Source organism: Lentzea sp. NPDC051213 (assembly GCF_044455585.1).
Taxonomy (GTDB): domain Bacteria; phylum Actinomycetota; class Actinomycetes; order Mycobacteriales; family Pseudonocardiaceae; genus Lentzea.
Genome location: NZ_JBITEX010000001.1, coordinates 113327 through 129065 on the forward strand (window position 1 = coordinate 113327; position 15739 = coordinate 129065).

The following is a 15739-nucleotide window of genomic DNA, read 5'->3' on the forward strand; positions in this document are numbered from 1 at the left end:
CTATAGGTGGTAGGCGTATTCGGTGAACTCCCAGTCGGTCACGAACCGCTGGAACCGGGCCACCTCCTCCCACTTGAAGTCCACATAGGACCGCACGAAGTCCTTGCCCAGCACCTCGACCATCGCCGTGTCCTCTTCCAGGTAGGCCAGGGCGTCGGGGAGCGTGGCGGGCAGCGTCGGGGCCTTCGACGGGTCGTAGCCGTAGCCCGCGGAGGGCCGCGGCGGCTCGATCCGGTCGCGAATGCCCAGGTAGGTGGCCGCGATGAGGCCCGCGATGCCGAGGTACGGGTTCGCGCTCGCGTCACCGAGCCGCAGCTCCAGCCGGGTGGTCTCGCCGCGCTCGGCGGGCACCCGCAGCATCGAGCTGCGGTTGTCCAGGCCCCAGTCGATGAGCCACGGCGCGAGCGAGTCCGGCCCGAACCGCTTGTACGAGTTCACCGTCGGGTTGAGCAGCGCGGCGAGCGCCGGCGCGTGCTTGAGGATGCCGCCGATGGCCCACCGCGCCTCGTCCGACAGGCCGCTCGACGTGCCGGGCGCCTGGAACGCGTTGCGCCCGTCCTTCTCGTGGCACGACAGGTGCAGGTGGAAGCCGCTGCCGCCGCCGTCGTTGAACGGCTTGGCCATGAACGTCGCCAGCCGGCCCTCCCGCCGGGCGAGCTCCTTGACGCTCGTCTTGAAGCGGAACGCGCGGTCGGCCGCGTCCATCGCGGGGGAGTGCACGAGGTTGATCTCGAACTGCCCGCCCGCGTACTCGTGGTTGCCGCCGGTGGTCTGCAGGCCCGCGCTGCTGAGTGTGCGAAGAGTTCTCAACAGATGACCGTCGGAATCGCCGCGGCGGCCGGTCGCGTACACGTTTCCCGGCTCATCGCAGTACGGCCGCCACCCGTTCGGGCGATCTTCGTCCGGTTCGCAGAGGAAATATTCCAACTCGGGACCGATGACCGGGGTCAGTCCGGTCGTCTCGAAAACCTCCAGGGCCCTGCGCAACACCTGCCGCGGCGATTCGTCGACAGGTCTTTCGTCAGCGGGGCTCACCGCGTCCCCGATGCACCACGCCACGCCCGGCTCCCACGGGATCGGCAGGAGCGTGTCGAGGTCCGGCACCACGATCACGTCGGGCAGCCCGGCGTCGAGCACACCGCCGTTCTCGGTGGTCTTGCCGCCGGGCGTGGTGCTGTAGACGGCCCGGCAGAACGACAGGCCGCGCTGCGTTACCGCAGGTAGATGCTCCACGAGGACGTCACGGCCCCGGTCGGTGCCGAGCAGGTCGGGGAAGACGACGCGCACCACGTCGATCCCGTCCTCGCCAAGCCTCGCCGCGAGTTCCCGTGTCACCTGTTCACCGACCACGTCGAACTACCTTTCCGGCACAGTGTGTCGCTGGCGCGGAGGGGATAACGTTGAGGGGCAAACGCTATAGACCCGTCCGTGGAGTAAAGACCATGATCGGTCTCAGCTGGGCGCTCCACACTCATCGTCCACCACGAGGCAACAGTCCGTAACTGGACGGGTGACGACCGTCACGAGATCATGCACGATGTGGGATCGTGATCAAACCGCGTGCGGACTGACTCGCACCACATCACAGACATAGTTCGGAACCGCAAGTATTGTGCCGGGAACACCTGAGCTCGAGCACGGGAGACTTTGAGTTGTCTGGTCACCACACGATTGCCGAGACCGAGAAAGCCGTCCAGGCCAAACTCGGTGCGGTGCCGCTGCATCGCGAGCAGATGGCGGCGGTGTCGAACATCCACCGCGCCGCGACCGCGATCCGCCAGCACCTCGAGAACTCGGTGCTGCGCACCAGCGATCTGACCTGGACCGGCTTCGTCGTGCTCTGGGTCGTGTGGATCTGGGGCGAGATGGAGACGCGTTACGTCGCCGAGGAGGCCGGGATCTCCAAGGGCACCCTGACCGGCGTCGCCAAGACGCTGCAGTCACGGGGCCTGCTGGAGCGCATGGGTCACCCGACCGATGGGCGCCTGGCGGTCCTGCGCCTCACCCCTGAGGGTGAAGAGTTGATGGCGGATCTCTTCCCCAAGTTCAACGAGGAAGAGGTCTTCGTCTCCGACCCGCTGGAGTCGTCCGAGGCCCAGTCGCTGGCCGAGATGCTGCGCCGCATGGTGACGCACCTCGAGGCCAACGGCGAGCAGCGGCGCCTCGACCTGCGCGGGGACACGCCGTTGCCGCCGCGCCGGTCCGGCCGGCGCGCCAAGCACGGCTCGTAGTCACGCCTACTTGGTTTGGCGCGAAAAGCACGTTCGGGCCGCTAGACGGCCCGAACGTGCTTTTCGCGCCAAAACCCCAGGGCTAGAGAAGGCTCAGCACCCGTGCGTGCAGGGTGTCCAGGTAGTCCTCGGACTCCGGCTTCATCAGCACGCTGCGCAGCACCCGCGCACCGTCCACATCGGCCTCGACCCCGGGATGCCGGGCCGCGAAGGCGGCTTTCGAGGCGCGCGCCACGCTCAGGAAGATCGGGTCGACCGCCGCGTTCATACCGGTCTCCATGACCCGGTGGGACGCCGCGTCCACAGCGGACAGCGTCAGCGGGGTAGTCCGCGGGAAGTACGTGACGATGTCCAGTTCGGGCTCCTGGTAGAGCTCCAGCTCCTCGGACTCCCGGATGATCGACGCCCACCGCACGGCCGCCCGCCGCCCGGCGGCCAGCACCTCGCCCAGGCCGTCGCGGGTCAGCGGCAGCAACCGCAGTGTCAGCCAGAGGCCGGCCGCGGCGGCACCGGCGCGGGAGCACTCCAGGCTGATCTCGCCGAGGTGCAGTTCGTCGGACGTGAAGTACGTGTACGGGGAATCGTGCAGGTAGAAGCGGCCGACGGACGGGTCGCGGAACAGGACGGCGCCGCAGCCGTAGGGCTGTAGACCGTGCTTGTGCGGGTCGACCACCACGGAGTCGCACGACCCGATGGCCTCCCACGGCTCCGGTGCCAGGTCGGTGCCGGCGAGCAGCGTGAAGAAGCCGCCGTACGCCGCGTCCACGTGCACCCGTGCGTCGTAGCGGCGTGCGACGTCCAGCACAAGATGCACCGGTTCGATGGCGCCCAATGCGGTGGTACCCGGCGTCACGACCACCGTGCCGACCTTGCCGGTCCGCAGGAGCTCCTCCAGCGCGTCCAGGTCCATGCGGCCGCGGCCGTCCACGGGGACCGGGTGGCCCTCGATGCCGAGGACGCCGCACATGCGTGAGTGCGTGTAGTGCGCCTCGGAGGAGTACGCGACGCCACGACCCGGATGCAGCGAACGGGCCACGAACAGCGCTTCCAGGTTGGCGATCGTGCCGCTGGAGGTCAGGTGCCCGAGGTGCTCGTCGCCGTAGCCGAACATGTGCGCCAGCCCGGAGACGACCTCGCGTTCCATGGTGGCGGTGGCCGGGCCGCCGTCCAGGGCGTGGTTGTTCGGGTTGATCAGCATCGCGGACAAGTAACCCACGACGGCGGCCGGGTGCGGCGGCTTGAGCATCTGCCCGGCGTAGCGGGGGTGGAAGAACGGGTAGTTGTCGCGCAGCCGGTTCTGCAGCTCGGCCAGGGCAGAGCCGAAGACGGCCGGATCGGCCTGGAGGGACGAGTGGGGTGTGAAGGCTCCGTACTCGGCGGTCCACTTCTCGTGGTTGACCAGCGCCTCGTTGAGCCAGTGCTGAAGATCCACCGCACACCCCACTCGTACTCCGAAACGTTCTAACCTGGCTGAATGTTCGAATTTGTACGTTACGGCAGACCCCAGCGGGATGACGAGCCGTTCGGAGTCACATCGCGTGGTGAGACGTCCGGACGTGTGCCGCGCCGCGAGACCACGGCCGTCTGACCTCGGCGAAGCGGAATGGTGATGGCCGAGCCTTGCTGCTTGTAGTCCAGGCGACGGCCGTGCGAGTCGCGCACGTCGATGTCGCCGGTGATGCCGTGCTCCAGCACGAGAGGGGAGCCGGCCTCCGAGTGCACCTGGACCCAGTCGGTGCGTCCGCCCGAACGCGAGGCGTCGATCAGGAACGCACCCTGCGCGCGCAACGACGAGATCGACGCGTCAGCCCACGTGGAGGACACCGACGGGAAGACGCGCACGACGTCGTTGTGCGACTGGAGCATCATCTCCAGCACCGCCTGGCCGGACATCAGCGGCGACTCGATCGCGAGGTTGCCGCCCTCGCGGTAGAAGGTGTTCTCGGTGAGCACGGCGTTGGAGCCGACCGGCTTGCGGTCGAGGAAGTAGCGCAGGAACGACAGCGCGTCCTCCGGGCGGTTCATCGCGGAGTACATCGCGGAGGCGGCGCCGTAGCTGTAGCCCGCCCACGCTTCCCGGCGCGAGGTCCAGAGGTCGACCGTCTTGGTGATCAGGTCGCGGTACTCAGGGTCGTCCCACGTCGTCTCGCGCAGCGGATAGAACCACAGCAGGTGCGAGAAGTGCCGGTGCGAGTCCTCCAGCGCCTTGTCCCTGCCGATCCGGACACCGCTCGCGTCCTGCGAGTAGGGCGTCAGGCGGTTGTGGATGTCGCGCCAGCGCGCGTTCTCCTCGAGAGACAGCAGCGTCTTCACGCCCCAGCGGATCAGCGACAGGTCGTAGGTCGCGTCCACGCTGTTCGCGTACTCCGGCGAACGCGTCTCCGGCAGGTGCAGCTTGCCGTCGACGCCCTCGACGAGGAACCGCGCGTAGTAGTTCACCGCCTTGGTCAGGATCGGGAACAGCACCGTCGAGAGGATCTTCTTGTCCATCGTGTGCCGGTAGCCCAGCCACACGTTGTGGCACGCCCACAGCAGGTTGCCCGTGTGGTCGTTCGGCGCGACGCCGGGCACGCCGCAGTAGCGCGGGCCGGAGCGCAGCGTGCGGTCGCCGGGGTGGCAGATCGCGTACGAGTTGCCGTCGCGGTACGCCGGGTTCACGTTGAGCTCGAGGTTGTGCTCGAAGCGCTTCAACGTCGTGGTCACGGCGTCGAGCTCGTGGTGGTTCGAGCCGTTGATCAGCGGATACGAGATCTGGACGTTGAGGTTCCACCACACGGCCGTCCAGCTGTTGCCCTGCTCCGGGAACCACGGTCCCCACTCGCTGATGACCGGCGCGTCGGCACGAGTGGCGGCGGCCATCTTGTAGAGCTGCAACCAGTAGAAGCGCTGCACGAGCTTGTCCGGCACGGAGACAAGCGACTTCGCGAAGTACGCGTTCCACCAGCGGCGGTGCTGAAGCAGCAGCACCTCGAAGGGGATCGCCAACGCCTGACGCACCTCGCGGATCGCGTCGGAGGTGTGCGTGTCCGCGGGGTGTGTGTACGCCACGTGGGCCGCGAAACGGCGCTCACGGGTGTGCCAGGCCGTCGTGTAGCCGCCGCCCGCGTGCAACGGCTGCGCGGCGTACGAGACGCCGTTCGCGGTGCCCAGGGTCCAGTCCGGGTTCGCCGTGTACTCCGGTGGCTTGCGGATAGTGCGCGTGGTGGCCGACTGCAGCGGCTGGAAGCCCCACGTCACGTCGCCGTGCACGGAGGCGAGGAAGGTGCTGCGCGCGTTGTGCACGAGCATCGTGAACGTGGCGCTGCCCTGGGTGGTGGTCACCGAGCCGGTGAGCTCGGCGTTCCACAGGTCGAGCGTCCAGTCGATCGCGGTGATCGCGCCGGGGAACGCCAGGGTCAGGTACCCGATCGGCAGTCTGGACAGGCCGACCGCGGCCTCCCAGTGCTCGCGCTGGTCCTGCACCTCGGAGTGGCTGAGCATCAGCTTGAGCTCGTTCGGCGTGCGTCCCGCGTAGACCTGGACACCCAGGAGGCCGTTGGCGAGGAACGGGCTGTCGCCCCAGTTCTTCGGCAGCTGTTTCCACTCCATGCGGGCGTCGCGCACGACGTCCCGGTGCACAGTCGCGCTCGCGGGGCGACCCGATGTTTCGGGTGATGCGACCGCGGTGCCTGCACCGAGTGCAGAGGCTCCAACGGCTGCGCCTGTCCCAGATAGAAAGGTCCTACGCGACAGCTCTGTCACTGTTCGTCCTCCAGGCCGTGGCGGCGGCTGAAGGGATCTTACGCACAATTCATCCGATGACTAGGGGCTGGTGAACCCGGAGGACCTCTGGTGCGAACTCTGGACTGTGACTACAGACGCCCTAGTGCCTCCAAATTGTTGTTGCACACGGCTGGCCATAGCCGCCTACCGGCAATTAGCGTGACCGCTCATGTCCCCTGTTGCCATGCACATGAGCGACGGCCTCCTGAACGCGCCGATCTCGGTCGTGCTCCTGGCCCTCGCGGCGGTGGGTGTCGGGTTCGCGCTGGTCAAAGCCCGCGCCGACCTCGATGACCGCACGGCACCGATGGCGGGCCTGGTGGCCACGTTCATCTTCGCCGTCCAGATGATCAACTTTCCGATCCTGCCCGGCGCGTCAGGCCACCTGCTCGGCGGCGCGCTCGCGGCGATCCTGGTCGGGCCGTGGGTCGGCGCGCTGTGCGTGACGATCGTGCTGGTGGTGCAGGCGTTGCTGTTCGCCGACGGCGGGCTCACCGCGCTCGGCGCCAACGTCACCAACATGGCGTTGATCGGCACCGCGGCCGGGTTCGCCGTGGCGGTCGCGCTGCGCGGCCTCGCGAGCCGGGGCAAGGGCGGTCTCGCGGCCGTCGCGTTCATCTCGGCGTTCGTCAACACCCTGCTCGCCGCGACCGGCTTCGTCATCGAGTACGCGGCCGGCGGCGCGGGCGGGGTGGAGATCGGCAAGGTCGCGCTGCTGATGTGGGGCCTGCACGCGTTGATCGGCATCGGCGAGGGCCTGATCACCGCCGTCACGGTCACGTCGGTCGCCTCGATCCGGCCCGACCTCGTGTACCTGCTCAAGGGCAGCCAGAAGCCGTTGGAGGTCCGGTCGTGAAGAAGTTCTTCCTCGGGTTCGCCGTCGTGTCACTGCTGATCGCGGGCGTCCTGTCGTACTTCGCGTCGGGCGACCCGGACGGGCTGGACAAGACCGTCGAGGACACCGGCATCGCCGAGCACGCGCAGGAGCACCCGTTCGCCGGCAGCACGTTCGCCGACTACGCGCTCGGCGGCGACGACAAGTTCACCGGTCTCGCTGGCGTGCTCGGCGTGCTCGTGGTCCTGGCCGTGTCGTTCGGCCTGTTCTGGTTGCTGCGCAAGAAGTCCGCCGTTCGATGAGCGGTGGCCACGACGTCCTGCACCACGCCGGCGACTCGCCGGTGCACCGCCTCGCGCCCCACGTGAAGATCCTCGTGGCGTTCGGGGCGGTGCTGGGCGTCGTGGCCACCCCGCGCACGTTGTTCCCGCTCTTCGGCCTCTACCTGCTGCTGATCGTCGCGGTGTGGGCCGTCGCCCAGGTGCCCGCGCTGTGGTTCGTCAAGCGCGCGGTCATCGAGGTGCCGTTCGTGGTGCTCGCGTTCCTGCTGCCGATCTTCGGCACGGACCCGCGGACGGACTTCCTCGGCTTCTCCGTCTCGGTCGAGGGCACCCTGGCCGGCTGGAACATCCTGGCCAAGGGCACGCTCGGCGTCCTGATCAGCCTCACCCTGGCCGCCACGACGTCGCCCGGCGACCTCCTGAAGGGCCTGCGGACCCTGCGGGTGCCCGCCCCGTTGATCATGATCGCCACCCTGATGCTGCGCTACGGCGAAGTCGTTGTGGGCGAGGCGAAACGGATGCGCGTGGCCCGCATCTCGCGCGGCGACGACCCGCGCTTCCTGTGGCAGGCCGGTGCGGTGGCGCGGTCGGTCGGCACGCTGTTCATCCGGTCCTACGAACGCGGAGAGAGGGTGCACCTGGCGATGGTGTCGCGCGGCTGGACGGGCACGCAGGGAGGATCCGCGGTGATCGTCCCCGAAACGCCGGCGGCCCCGGCGCTGGAGGTCGCCAAGCTCGCCTTCGCCTACCCCGACGGGCACCAGGCGTTGTTCGGCGTGGACCTCAAGGTCGAGCGCGGCGAACGGGTCGCGGTGCTCGGCCCTAACGGCGCGGGCAAGACCACGTTCGCCCTGCACCTCAACGGAGTGCTGGGCGGTGGCTCCGGCACGGTGTCGATCGCCGGCCTGGAGGTGACCAAGCAGAACCTGCGCGAGATCCGCCGCCGGGTCGGACTCGTCTTCCAGGACCCGGACGACCAGCTCTTCTGCCAGACGGCAGGCGAGGACGTGGCGTTCGGCCCGCGCAACTTCGGTCTGTCCGATGTGGACGAACGGGTCCGCGCGGCCCTGCACGCCGTCGGCATGGAGTCCGTCGCGGACCGCTCCCCGCTGCACCTGTCCGGCGGCCAGCGCCGCCGGGTGGCGCTCGCCTCGGTGCTGGCGTGCGATCCGGAGATCCTCGTCCTGGACGAACCGTCCGCGAACCTGGAACCCGTGGCCCGCCGCGAACTGGCGGAGCTGCTCCTGACGTTGGGCCGCACGATGCTGATGGTCACCCACGACCTGCCGTTCGCCCTGCAGATCTGCCCCCGCAGCGTCCTGATCGACAACGGCGTGGTCGTCGCTGACGGCCCGACCCGTTCGCTGCTCGCCGACGCCGACCTGCTCGCGCGGCACCGCCTCGAACTGCCCTACGGCTTCCGCCTCGACTGAAGCCCGTTCAGCACGATCTCCAGCAGCAGCGCGGGGTTCGCACCCTCCTGCATCGACTGCATCAGGCCCTTCATCAACGCGATCAGGTCCACGACCGTGATGTCCGTGCGGACCGCCCCTGCTTCCTGGGCGTTGGTGAGCAGCGTGCCGAGCGCCGCCTGCAGCGCCTTGCGCAACTCCGTCGGCACGGTGATCGCGTCCGACATGTCCCGCTTGTTCGCCGCCTCGTCCGCCATCCGCTCGAGGAACGCGAACAGCGCCGCCCCCGGATCGTCCGCCGGCTCGCTCGCCGTGGCGATCATCGTGGTGACCCGCTCCTCGGTGACGGCCTGGAACAGCGCCTGTTTGGTGGGGAAGTGGCGGTAGACGGTGCCGGGCCCGACCCCCGCCCGGCCCGCGATCTCGTCCAGCGGCACGTCATAGCCCTGATCCGCGAACAACTCCCGTGCCGCGGCCAGCACCTTCTCGCGATTTCGCGCGGCATCGGCCCTCATCGTTGCCAACCGGGGCGTGCGTTCCGTATCGTCATAACCGGGGTCACCGTTCCGATTCTAGAGATGGGGGCACGACGTGGCACGCACCGCAGCAGAGATCGTGGAGAACGTCCGCAGGATGGTCGCGGGGGAGGAGGGGCACGAGGCGTTCGCGGACATGTTCGCCGCGGACGGCGTGATGGCGTACCGGTTCCCGGTGCCGGGCCAGCCGGAGGAGATCAAGGGGCGCACGGAGATCCGTGCCTGGTTCGACCACACCCGCGGGGCGAACGTGCGGTCGAAGATCGAGATCCAGAGCGTGGAGGCGATCTGCCGGCTGACCGACGATCCCGAGGTGGCGGTCTCCGAGATCACCCATCGCGGGTGGTCGGCGCTGAAGCAGGCCGACTACACGTTCACCGCCATCGCGATCATGAGGATTCGCGATGGGGAGATCCTGCGGTACGACGACTACATGAACCCGCTACTGCTCAGCGAGCTGCTGGGCATCGGCAGTGCCGAACCTGCTCACTAGTACCGCGGTCGCGGAGCGGGTCGCCGCGCGGCCGCCGAGCAGATCGGGGTCGTCGGCGAACTGGTCGACGGCCCCGACGAGGGGGAGATCGCGCAGTTCCGGGTCGGTGATGCCGGCGACGAGCGCCTGGCTGAACCGTTCGGCGTGCAGGACCTGGAACGGCCTGTCGTGGTACGGGCGGGTGGCGGGGTCGACGGGCTCGGTCAGTCCGAGCCGGTTGTGCAGCGCGGCGACGGCCGAGTACGCCGTGGCGAGGTGGGTTTCCCGTTCGTGCCAGGTGGTGGCGGCGAGCGCCGCGATCAGTACCGGGGTGAGGGTGGCGGCGAAGGGGAGCCGGGCGAAGGCGCTGCCGAGCCACTTGCTGTACGGCGGGTAGCGGCGGTCCATCAGCAGGCACAGGCGCAGGAGGCCGCGGACCTGCCGGGCGGCGACGACGGCCGATCCGAGTTCGTCGCCGACTTCGCCGCACCGTCCGACGAACGCCTCCGCCTGGGAGACCCGCGCCCACTGGCAGGCCAGGACGTAGCGCCAGATCTGGTCCGGGTACCAGGTGAGGCGGGAGCGAGCGGAGGTCAGTTCCCCTGTTCGATCGTGGAAGACCGCGCCGGCGGTGATCTCGGCCAGGGTCTGGGTGGGCGTGCTCAGCCAGTCGAGGGTGGTGATGACACCGAGGGGATCGAATCCCAGGGCGTCGGCGAGCCATCCGTCAAGGCTGGTGACGTCGACGCGGTGGAAGACCGGTCCGTCGGTGACCTCCATGTGGCGCACGTGGTCGTTGCCGGTGGAGGCGAAGTTCGTGGGGTAGCCGCAGAACGTCTTGGGCAGCTCGTGGCTCAGCGTCGTGACGATGTCGCGGGCGTGCCGGTCGGCGTCGTCACGGCTCAGGAACAACTGCAGGCGTGGACCCCACTCGTGGTCGGCGGATCGGGCGGTGTCGAACCCGAGGACCTCCGAGCCGGTGCCGATCCGCGCCGCTGTGTGGGGGAGGTCGCCGAAGTGCGCGTGGATCAACGGCCGCACTGCCTCCAGGTAGAAGCGGCGCGACAGTTCGAGGCCCGGGATGAACGAGTGGTCCATGAGTTGGCATGGTGTCGCGCCCGGCGTTCGTGCCGCGACCGGATATCGAAACCTTGCTGGCACAGTGTTCGCCATGGATGACCTGCCGACGTGGTTGGCCGGGTGGTGCGTGGACCACCTGGGCGCCGAGCCGGCCGGCGTGCTGTTCGAGCGGCGGTCGATCTCGGCGGTGTTCGGGCTGCGGCTGATCGGTGGGCGCGACGTCGTGGTGAAGGCGCGGGAGGACGACGGCCGGGCCGTGTCGTGCCTGGCCGCGCAGGCCCGGTTGGCGGAGCGGGGATTTCCGTGCCCGCGGCCGATCACACCCGTGACGACCATCGATGCGCTGGCCGTGCACGCCGAGGAGTACCAGCCGGGCGGTGAGGTGCTGCTCGGCGACTCACCGGACATCGCCGTGCGCTACGCGACCGTGTTCGCGCGGCTGATGGCCGAACTGGCCGATGTGACGGTCGCGCCACCCCTGCCGAATCCGCGCTGGTTGCGGTGGGATCACACGGACGACGGGCTGTGGCCGGCGATCGACTTTCTCGACGAGAAAGATCAGAGCGTCGTGCCCGCGTTCGTCGTGGACACGGCCGAACGGCTTCGCAAGCGGTTGCTGGCCGCTGACCTCCCGTGCGTGCTGGGCCACGGTGACTACGAGGCGCAGAACCTCCGTTGGCACGGCTCGGAAGTGTGGGCGGTGCACGACTGGGACAGCCTCGCTTGGCAGCCGGAGGCGGCACTGGCCGGTGCGGCGAGCGGCGCGTTCGCCAACTCCTCGACGCCTTTCCTGCCCCCGGTCGAGAGCTCGGCCGCGTTCCTCACGGCCTACCAGGACTTGCGGGGGCGCCGGCTCACCGCGGAGGAGCAGGAGATCGCGTGGGCGGCCAGCCTGTGGACGGCCGTGCACAACGCCCGCTGGGAGGCTCTGCACGGCGATCCACCCGTGTCCGGTGAGGACGTCCGCGAGCAGGCGGCCGAACGCCTCCGCCGGGCGAACGCCTAGGACGCGCGGCGCCGACGTTCTGCCAGCACTGCGGCCAGGTACGGGTGCGGGTGCGAGTACTCGTGGCGCGGCTCGCGGATGGCGGCACCGACGTCGTCCGCGAGCCGTTTGCCCAGCTCCCACCGGGCCTGGTCGCCCAGCTCGTGGTAGCGGCTGAGGTACTGCCGCACCGCCAGCACCAGCTCGTCGGACAGCTGCGACAGATCCAGCCCGCGCGCCCACGCGGCGAACTCCGGCGGCATCTCGACGAGCTCCACAGTCTGCTTCGGCACGCGCGTGTGGATCACCACGGTGCCCGCCAGGTAGTCACCGACCCGCTTGCCCTGCGCGGAGAACAGCGACACGAACAACGCCACCGTGCCCCCGAGCCCGAGCGCCCAGAAGTCGACGAAGAACCCGCCGAGCGCACGCACCAGCGCGTGCCGGAACCGGATCGCACCGCCGTCGTTGCGCACCACCCGCAGGCCCATGACGAGCTTGCCCAGCGACCGCCCCCGCGTCAGCGACTCGACCGCCGTCGGGTACCCGATCAGCACGGCCACCGTCAGCGTTATCGCCAGCGCCGACCGCAGCGCGCCGTCGAGGTCGATCGGCGAGATCAGGAGCACGAGCAGCAACAGCAGGAACTGCACGGCGACGTCGAACGCGAACGCCACCGCCCTGCTGGCGAGACGCGCGACGCGCAGGTCCAGAACTACCGCTTCACCGGTGACGAGATCCCCCACCCAGATAGTGTGACTCATCGTGGATCTGGACGTGTTCATCGAGCGCCACCGCGCGTCGTGGCACCGGCTCGAGCAGCTGGTGAAACGGTCCCGCACACTCACGGGAGCCGAGGCCGACGAGCTGATCGAGCTCTACCAGCGCGTCACGACGCACCTGTCGATCGTGCGCAGCCAGACCCCGGACGTCGCGACCGTGGAACGCCTGTCGTCGCTGGTAGCTCAAGCCCGCGCGACGCTGACCGGCACGCACACCCCCGCGTGGCGCGTCTTCACCCGCTTCTTCACCCACCGCCTGCCCGCCGCGATCTACCTCGGCTGGCGCTGGTGGGTCCCGGCCGGCGTGGTGTTCTACCTGGTCACCGCCGTGATGGCGGCGTGGATCGCGTCGAACCCCGAGGTGCAGGCGACCATCGCCGCGCCGGAGGATCTCCGCGAGATGACCAGGATCGGCGGCGGCTACGAGGCCTACTACTCCAGCAACCCGGCGGGCTCGTTCGCGGCGCAGGTGTGGACGAACAACGCCTGGGTCGCCGCCACCTGCCTGCTGCTCGGCGTGCTGTTCGCGATCCCGCCGATCTACCTGCTCTTCACCAACGCCCTGAACCTCGCGGTCGGCGTCGGGCTGATGTTCGGTGCGGGGCGTGGGGCGGACTTCCTCGGGTTGTTGGCCCCGCACGGCCTGCTCGAGTTGACGGCGGTGTTCGTCGCGGCGGGCATCGGCATGCGGCTGGGGTGGCAGGTGATCGATCCTGGCAAGCGCACCCGTGCTCAGGCCCTGGCGGCTGAGGGGCGGTCGGTGGTGGCGGTGGCTTTGGGGCTGGTCGTGGTGTTGCTGGTGTCTGGCGTGCTGGAAGGGTTTGTGACGCCGTCCGGGTTGCCGACCTGGGCCCGGGTTGGGATCGGCGTTGTTGCCGAGGTGTTGTTCCTGTTGTACGTGTTCGTTGTTGGGCGGCGGGCTGCGGCTGAGGGGGAGACCGGGGACGTGGACGCGAGTGAGCGGGAGGATGTTGTGCCGACGGCGGTCTAGGCCTTCACGCTGCGCAAGAACGCCGACCAGGCACTCCCAGACACCGGCAGGTGGGCGGTGGGTGCCTTGCTGTCCCGGATGCCGATCCCCCGACCGACCTCGACGCAGTCATTGACCGGGCTGCGGCTGCTCTTGCGCCAGACCGACATGCGGAACATCTCCTCAGAACAGGATGCTGTTGATCAGCCCCTTCGATTCTTCCTCATTCAGGGACTGTTGGTCGAGCAGCCGCAACACCTTGTTGTAGGCGGCCAGGGATGCTTTGTCTTCGAGGAAGAGGCTGGTGCTCTGGCTTTCGATGAAGACGACAGGCTCGAACTTCTCGTACCTGAGCTGCATGAACCCTCCGGACAGCCCAGCGTGTGCGCCGATGGCGGTCGGCAAGATTCGCATCGTCACGTAGGAGCGTTGCGCCATCGCCAAGAGGTGGATGAGTTGATCTTTCATCACCTCTGCGCTTCCCACCGGGAGCCTCAGGGCGTGCTCGTGGATGAAGAACACGAACTCCCGGCTCCAATGGAACAGTTCGCGCCGTGCGAGCCTCGCTGCGATGACTTCGTCGTAGTTGACCGACTGGTCGCGGACCCCTGCCTCCACAACGGCTCGCATGTAGTCGGCAGTCTGGAGCCGGCCAGGGATGAGGTTCATCGACCAGACGGTGATGACGTTGGCGAGGCGTTCCTGGGCGATCAGACTGCGCACCTGGTCGGGCAACCCGTCCGCGGGAATTTGGAGGTACCCGGTTTCGCGCGTCTCGCGGAACAACCCGAGCAGGTAGCGCACTTCGGCGGGCGCGACCCGGCAGAAGGCGAGCAACTGCAACACTTCGGCCTCACCGACCCCGCCCTTGCCCCGGACCAGGTCGGACAGCTTCGACTCGTCCCAGTCGAGCATTTCGGCGATCTTGCGGTGGGTCATCTGGGTCTGCTCGATGGCACGTCGCACACCGTTGCCGAACTCCCGGCCCACCACGCTGGAGCTTCGTCGTGGCATGGCAAGAAACTAGGAGCACAGCCCAGGCAGGCTCCATCGTTTACGCCCGAATCTCCCTGAAGGAAGTACTTCTTGGAGCCGGTACAAGTTCAGAGTTTGCCCGCGCCCTTCAACGACAAGTAGCGATCCGCGAGAGCCCGAGGAAGCTCATCAGGCAGCGCGTCCACAACCTCAACCCCGTGCCGTGCAAGCAACGCGGTGAGATGGCGTCGTTCAGCCAACGTACGTTCCGCAGCAGCAGCGGAATACACGGACTCCAAGTCACCACGCCCAGAAGCCATCGCGTGCACAGCCGGATCGGACACGGACGCGATCAGCAACCGGTGCCGCGACGCCAAAGCCGGCAGCAGCGGCAGCAATCCGTGCTCGATCGACGGTTCCAGCGAGGTCAGCAGCACGATCAACGACCGCCGCGAGGCCCGCCGCAGCACCTCCGCGACCACACCGCGTGCGTCGAACTCGACCAGTTCCGCCTCCAGCGGTGCCATGGCCTGCACGATCACGGGCAACGTCGCGCGCGGCACCGATGCCCGCAGCTTGGTGCTGAAGGCGAGGAAGTCGACCTGGTCGCGTGCCTGCGAAGCCAAGGCGGACAACAACAATGCCGCGTCCATCGACGTGTCCAGGCGCGGCAGGCCGCCCAGTGCGCCCTCCACCCGGCCCGCCGCGGTGCGTGCGGTGTCGAGCACGATCACCACCTGGCGGTCGCGCTCGGGGCGCCACGTGCGGACCACCACGTCCACCGAGCGGGCCGAGGCGCGCCAGTCGATCGAGCGCACGTCGTCGCCGATGACGTAGCTGCGCAGCGAGTCGAACTCCGTGCCCGCGCCGCGAATCAGGGAGGCGCGGCGGCCGTCGAGTTCGCGCAGGCGTTCCAGCAGTGGCGGGAGGTGGCGGCGGCTGTGGAACGGCGGCAACGCGCGCACGGTCCACGGCACGACGTGTGAACCCTGGCGCGCGGCAATCCCCAACGGCCCAACGGAACGCACGGTCACACGGTCCGCAACGCGATCACCTCGGCGCACCGGCCGTAGGTCGAACGAGAGGGTGCGCGAGCCACCAGCGGGAACATCGACCGCAACCCGGTCAGCGACCACACCGGCAGAAGGCGCCCATGCGTCACGAAGAACCCCGCGCAACCGACGGCCTGGGTTGTGCACGGTCAGCTGAACAGCGCACAACTCGCCCGTGCGCACCGAAGTAGCCCCAGCGCGCGTGAAGGTCAAACGGCGAACTCCAGCGGCCAGCAACAAATCGACCGCGACGCACGCCGCCAACACGCCGAGACCGAGAAGAATCCCTTGCCACGACGGCAAGAGCAGCCCGACGACGAGCACCCCGATGAGCGCGAGCAGTCCCGCGCGGCCCGTGAGCGCCAC

General features: G+C 68.7%; 16 protein-coding genes and 1 pseudogene. 8 read left to right on the forward strand and 9 right to left on the reverse strand.

Translation table 11 applies throughout. The features are described from left to right. Positions 1–1335: a glutamine synthetase family protein gene (locus ACIA8G_RS00480; RefSeq protein WP_396416092.1), complete on the reverse strand. Its 1335-nt coding sequence runs from the start codon at positions 1333–1335 to the stop codon at positions 1–3. A gap of 377 nt (positions 1336–1712) precedes the next feature. On the opposite strand from ACIA8G_RS00480, the gene ACIA8G_RS00485 reads away from it, so the two are divergent. Further along, the gene (locus ACIA8G_RS00485; protein ID WP_396416093.1) at positions 1713–2231 is read left to right on the forward strand and encodes a MarR family winged helix-turn-helix transcriptional regulator; all 519 of its coding nucleotides are present in this window, start codon (positions 1713–1715) and stop codon (positions 2229–2231) included. A gap of 82 nt (positions 2232–2313) precedes the next feature. Here ACIA8G_RS00485 and ACIA8G_RS00490 read toward each other — a convergent pair whose 3' ends face one another. Further along, a complete protein-coding gene (locus ACIA8G_RS00490) occupies positions 2314–3663 on the reverse strand; it encodes a pyridoxal phosphate-dependent decarboxylase family protein (protein ID WP_396416094.1) in 1350 nt (449 codons plus the stop codon). A 59-nt stretch (positions 3664–3722) separates the two neighbouring features. Next, positions 3723–5849, reverse strand: coding sequence for a glycosyl hydrolase family 95 catalytic domain-containing protein (locus ACIA8G_RS00495; RefSeq protein ID WP_396416095.1), 2127 nt, complete (start codon positions 5847–5849; stop codon positions 3723–3725). A gap of 313 nt (positions 5850–6162) precedes the next feature. Between ACIA8G_RS00495 and ACIA8G_RS00500 the strand changes: the two genes are divergently transcribed. From ACIA8G_RS00500 to ACIA8G_RS00515, 4 genes and pseudogenes are all read left to right on the forward strand, one after another. Further along, a complete protein-coding gene (locus ACIA8G_RS00500) occupies positions 6163–6849 on the forward strand; it encodes an energy-coupling factor ABC transporter permease (RefSeq protein WP_396416096.1) in 687 nt (228 codons plus the stop codon). Beyond that, positions 6846–7130 (forward strand): PDGLE domain-containing protein, encoded by a 285-nt coding sequence (locus ACIA8G_RS00505; protein ID WP_396416097.1) that lies wholly within the window; start codon positions 6846–6848, stop codon positions 7128–7130. The genes ACIA8G_RS00500 and ACIA8G_RS00505 overlap by 4 nt, the downstream gene beginning before the upstream one ends. After that, positions 7127–7717 (forward strand): annotated as a pseudogene (locus ACIA8G_RS00510) (energy-coupling factor transporter transmembrane component T family protein); the annotation flags it as partial. The gene ACIA8G_RS00505 and the pseudogene ACIA8G_RS00510, both read left to right, overlap by 4 nt. A 36-nt stretch (positions 7718–7753) precedes the next feature. Then, complete coding sequence (locus tag ACIA8G_RS00515; protein ID WP_396417287.1) at positions 7754–8542, forward strand: energy-coupling factor ABC transporter ATP-binding protein; 789 nt, start codon at positions 7754–7756, stop codon at positions 8540–8542. Here ACIA8G_RS00515 and ACIA8G_RS00520 read toward each other — a convergent pair. Next, positions 8521–9036 (reverse strand): TetR/AcrR family transcriptional regulator, encoded by a 516-nt coding sequence (locus ACIA8G_RS00520; protein WP_396416098.1) that lies wholly within the window; start codon positions 9034–9036, stop codon positions 8521–8523. The genes ACIA8G_RS00515 and ACIA8G_RS00520 overlap by 22 nt on opposite strands. Positions 9037–9112: 76 nt before the next feature. Between ACIA8G_RS00520 and ACIA8G_RS00525 the strand changes: the two genes are divergently transcribed. Further along, positions 9113–9550 (forward strand): nuclear transport factor 2 family protein, encoded by a 438-nt coding sequence (locus tag ACIA8G_RS00525; protein ID WP_396416099.1) that lies wholly within the window; start codon positions 9113–9115, stop codon positions 9548–9550. Here ACIA8G_RS00525 and ACIA8G_RS00530 read toward each other — a convergent pair. Further along, positions 9500–10627, reverse strand: coding sequence for a DUF4037 domain-containing protein (locus ACIA8G_RS00530; protein ID WP_396416100.1), 1128 nt, complete (start codon positions 10625–10627; stop codon positions 9500–9502). The two genes, ACIA8G_RS00525 and ACIA8G_RS00530, sit on opposite strands and share 51 nt — an antisense overlap. Positions 10628–10700: 73 nt before the next feature. Between ACIA8G_RS00530 and ACIA8G_RS00535 the strand changes: the two genes are divergently transcribed. After that, positions 10701–11615 carry a phosphotransferase gene (locus ACIA8G_RS00535; RefSeq protein WP_396416101.1) on the forward strand — a complete coding sequence of 305 codons (915 nt, stop codon included), beginning with the start codon at positions 10701–10703 and terminating at the stop codon, positions 11613–11615. On the opposite strand, the gene ACIA8G_RS00540 is transcribed toward ACIA8G_RS00535, so the two are convergent. Then, positions 11612–12340: an RDD family protein gene (locus tag ACIA8G_RS00540; RefSeq protein WP_396416102.1), complete on the reverse strand. Its 729-nt coding sequence runs from the start codon at positions 12338–12340 to the stop codon at positions 11612–11614. The genes ACIA8G_RS00535 and ACIA8G_RS00540 overlap by 4 nt on opposite strands. Before the next feature lie 19 nt (positions 12341–12359). Here ACIA8G_RS00540 and ACIA8G_RS00545 point away from each other — a divergent pair, with 19 nt between their 5' ends. Beyond that, the gene (locus tag ACIA8G_RS00545) at positions 12360–13367 is read left to right on the forward strand and encodes a stage II sporulation protein M (protein WP_396416103.1); all 1008 of its coding nucleotides are present in this window, start codon (positions 12360–12362) and stop codon (positions 13365–13367) included. On the opposite strand, the gene ACIA8G_RS00550 is transcribed toward ACIA8G_RS00545, so the two are convergent. From ACIA8G_RS00550 to ACIA8G_RS00560, 3 genes are all read right to left on the reverse strand, one after another. Then, the gene (locus ACIA8G_RS00550) at positions 13364–13525 is read right to left on the reverse strand and encodes a DUF397 domain-containing protein (RefSeq protein WP_396416104.1); all 162 of its coding nucleotides are present in this window, start codon (positions 13523–13525) and stop codon (positions 13364–13366) included. The two genes, ACIA8G_RS00545 and ACIA8G_RS00550, sit on opposite strands and share 4 nt — an antisense overlap. A gap of 4 nt (positions 13526–13529) precedes the next feature. Further along, positions 13530–14336 (reverse strand): DUF5753 domain-containing protein, encoded by an 807-nt coding sequence (locus ACIA8G_RS00555; RefSeq protein WP_396416105.1) that lies wholly within the window; start codon positions 14334–14336, stop codon positions 13530–13532. Positions 14337–14449: 113 nt separating this feature from the next. After that, entirely contained in the window at positions 14450–15739 is a 1290-nt protein-coding gene (locus ACIA8G_RS00560) for a DUF58 domain-containing protein (RefSeq protein WP_396416106.1), read from the reverse strand.

Coding starts and splice junctions, on each gene's coding strand:
- ACIA8G_RS00500 (WP_396416096.1), top strand. CDS start 6,163: ATGTCCCCTGTTGCCATGCACATGAGCGACGGCCTCCTGAACGCGCCG.
- ACIA8G_RS00515 (WP_396417287.1), top strand. CDS start 7,754: ATGGTGTCGCGCGGCTGGACGGGCACGCAGGGAGGATCCGCGGTGATC.
- ACIA8G_RS00520 (WP_396416098.1), bottom strand. CDS start 9,036: ATGAGGGCCGATGCCGCGCGAAATCGCGAGAAGGTGCTGGCCGCGGCA.
- ACIA8G_RS00530 (WP_396416100.1), bottom strand. CDS start 10,627: ATGGACCACTCGTTCATCCCGGGCCTCGAACTGTCGCGCCGCTTCTAC.
- ACIA8G_RS00535 (WP_396416101.1), top strand. CDS start 10,701: ATGGATGACCTGCCGACGTGGTTGGCCGGGTGGTGCGTGGACCACCTG.
- ACIA8G_RS00550 (WP_396416104.1), bottom strand. CDS start 13,525: ATGTTCCGCATGTCGGTCTGGCGCAAGAGCAGCCGCAGCCCGGTCAAT.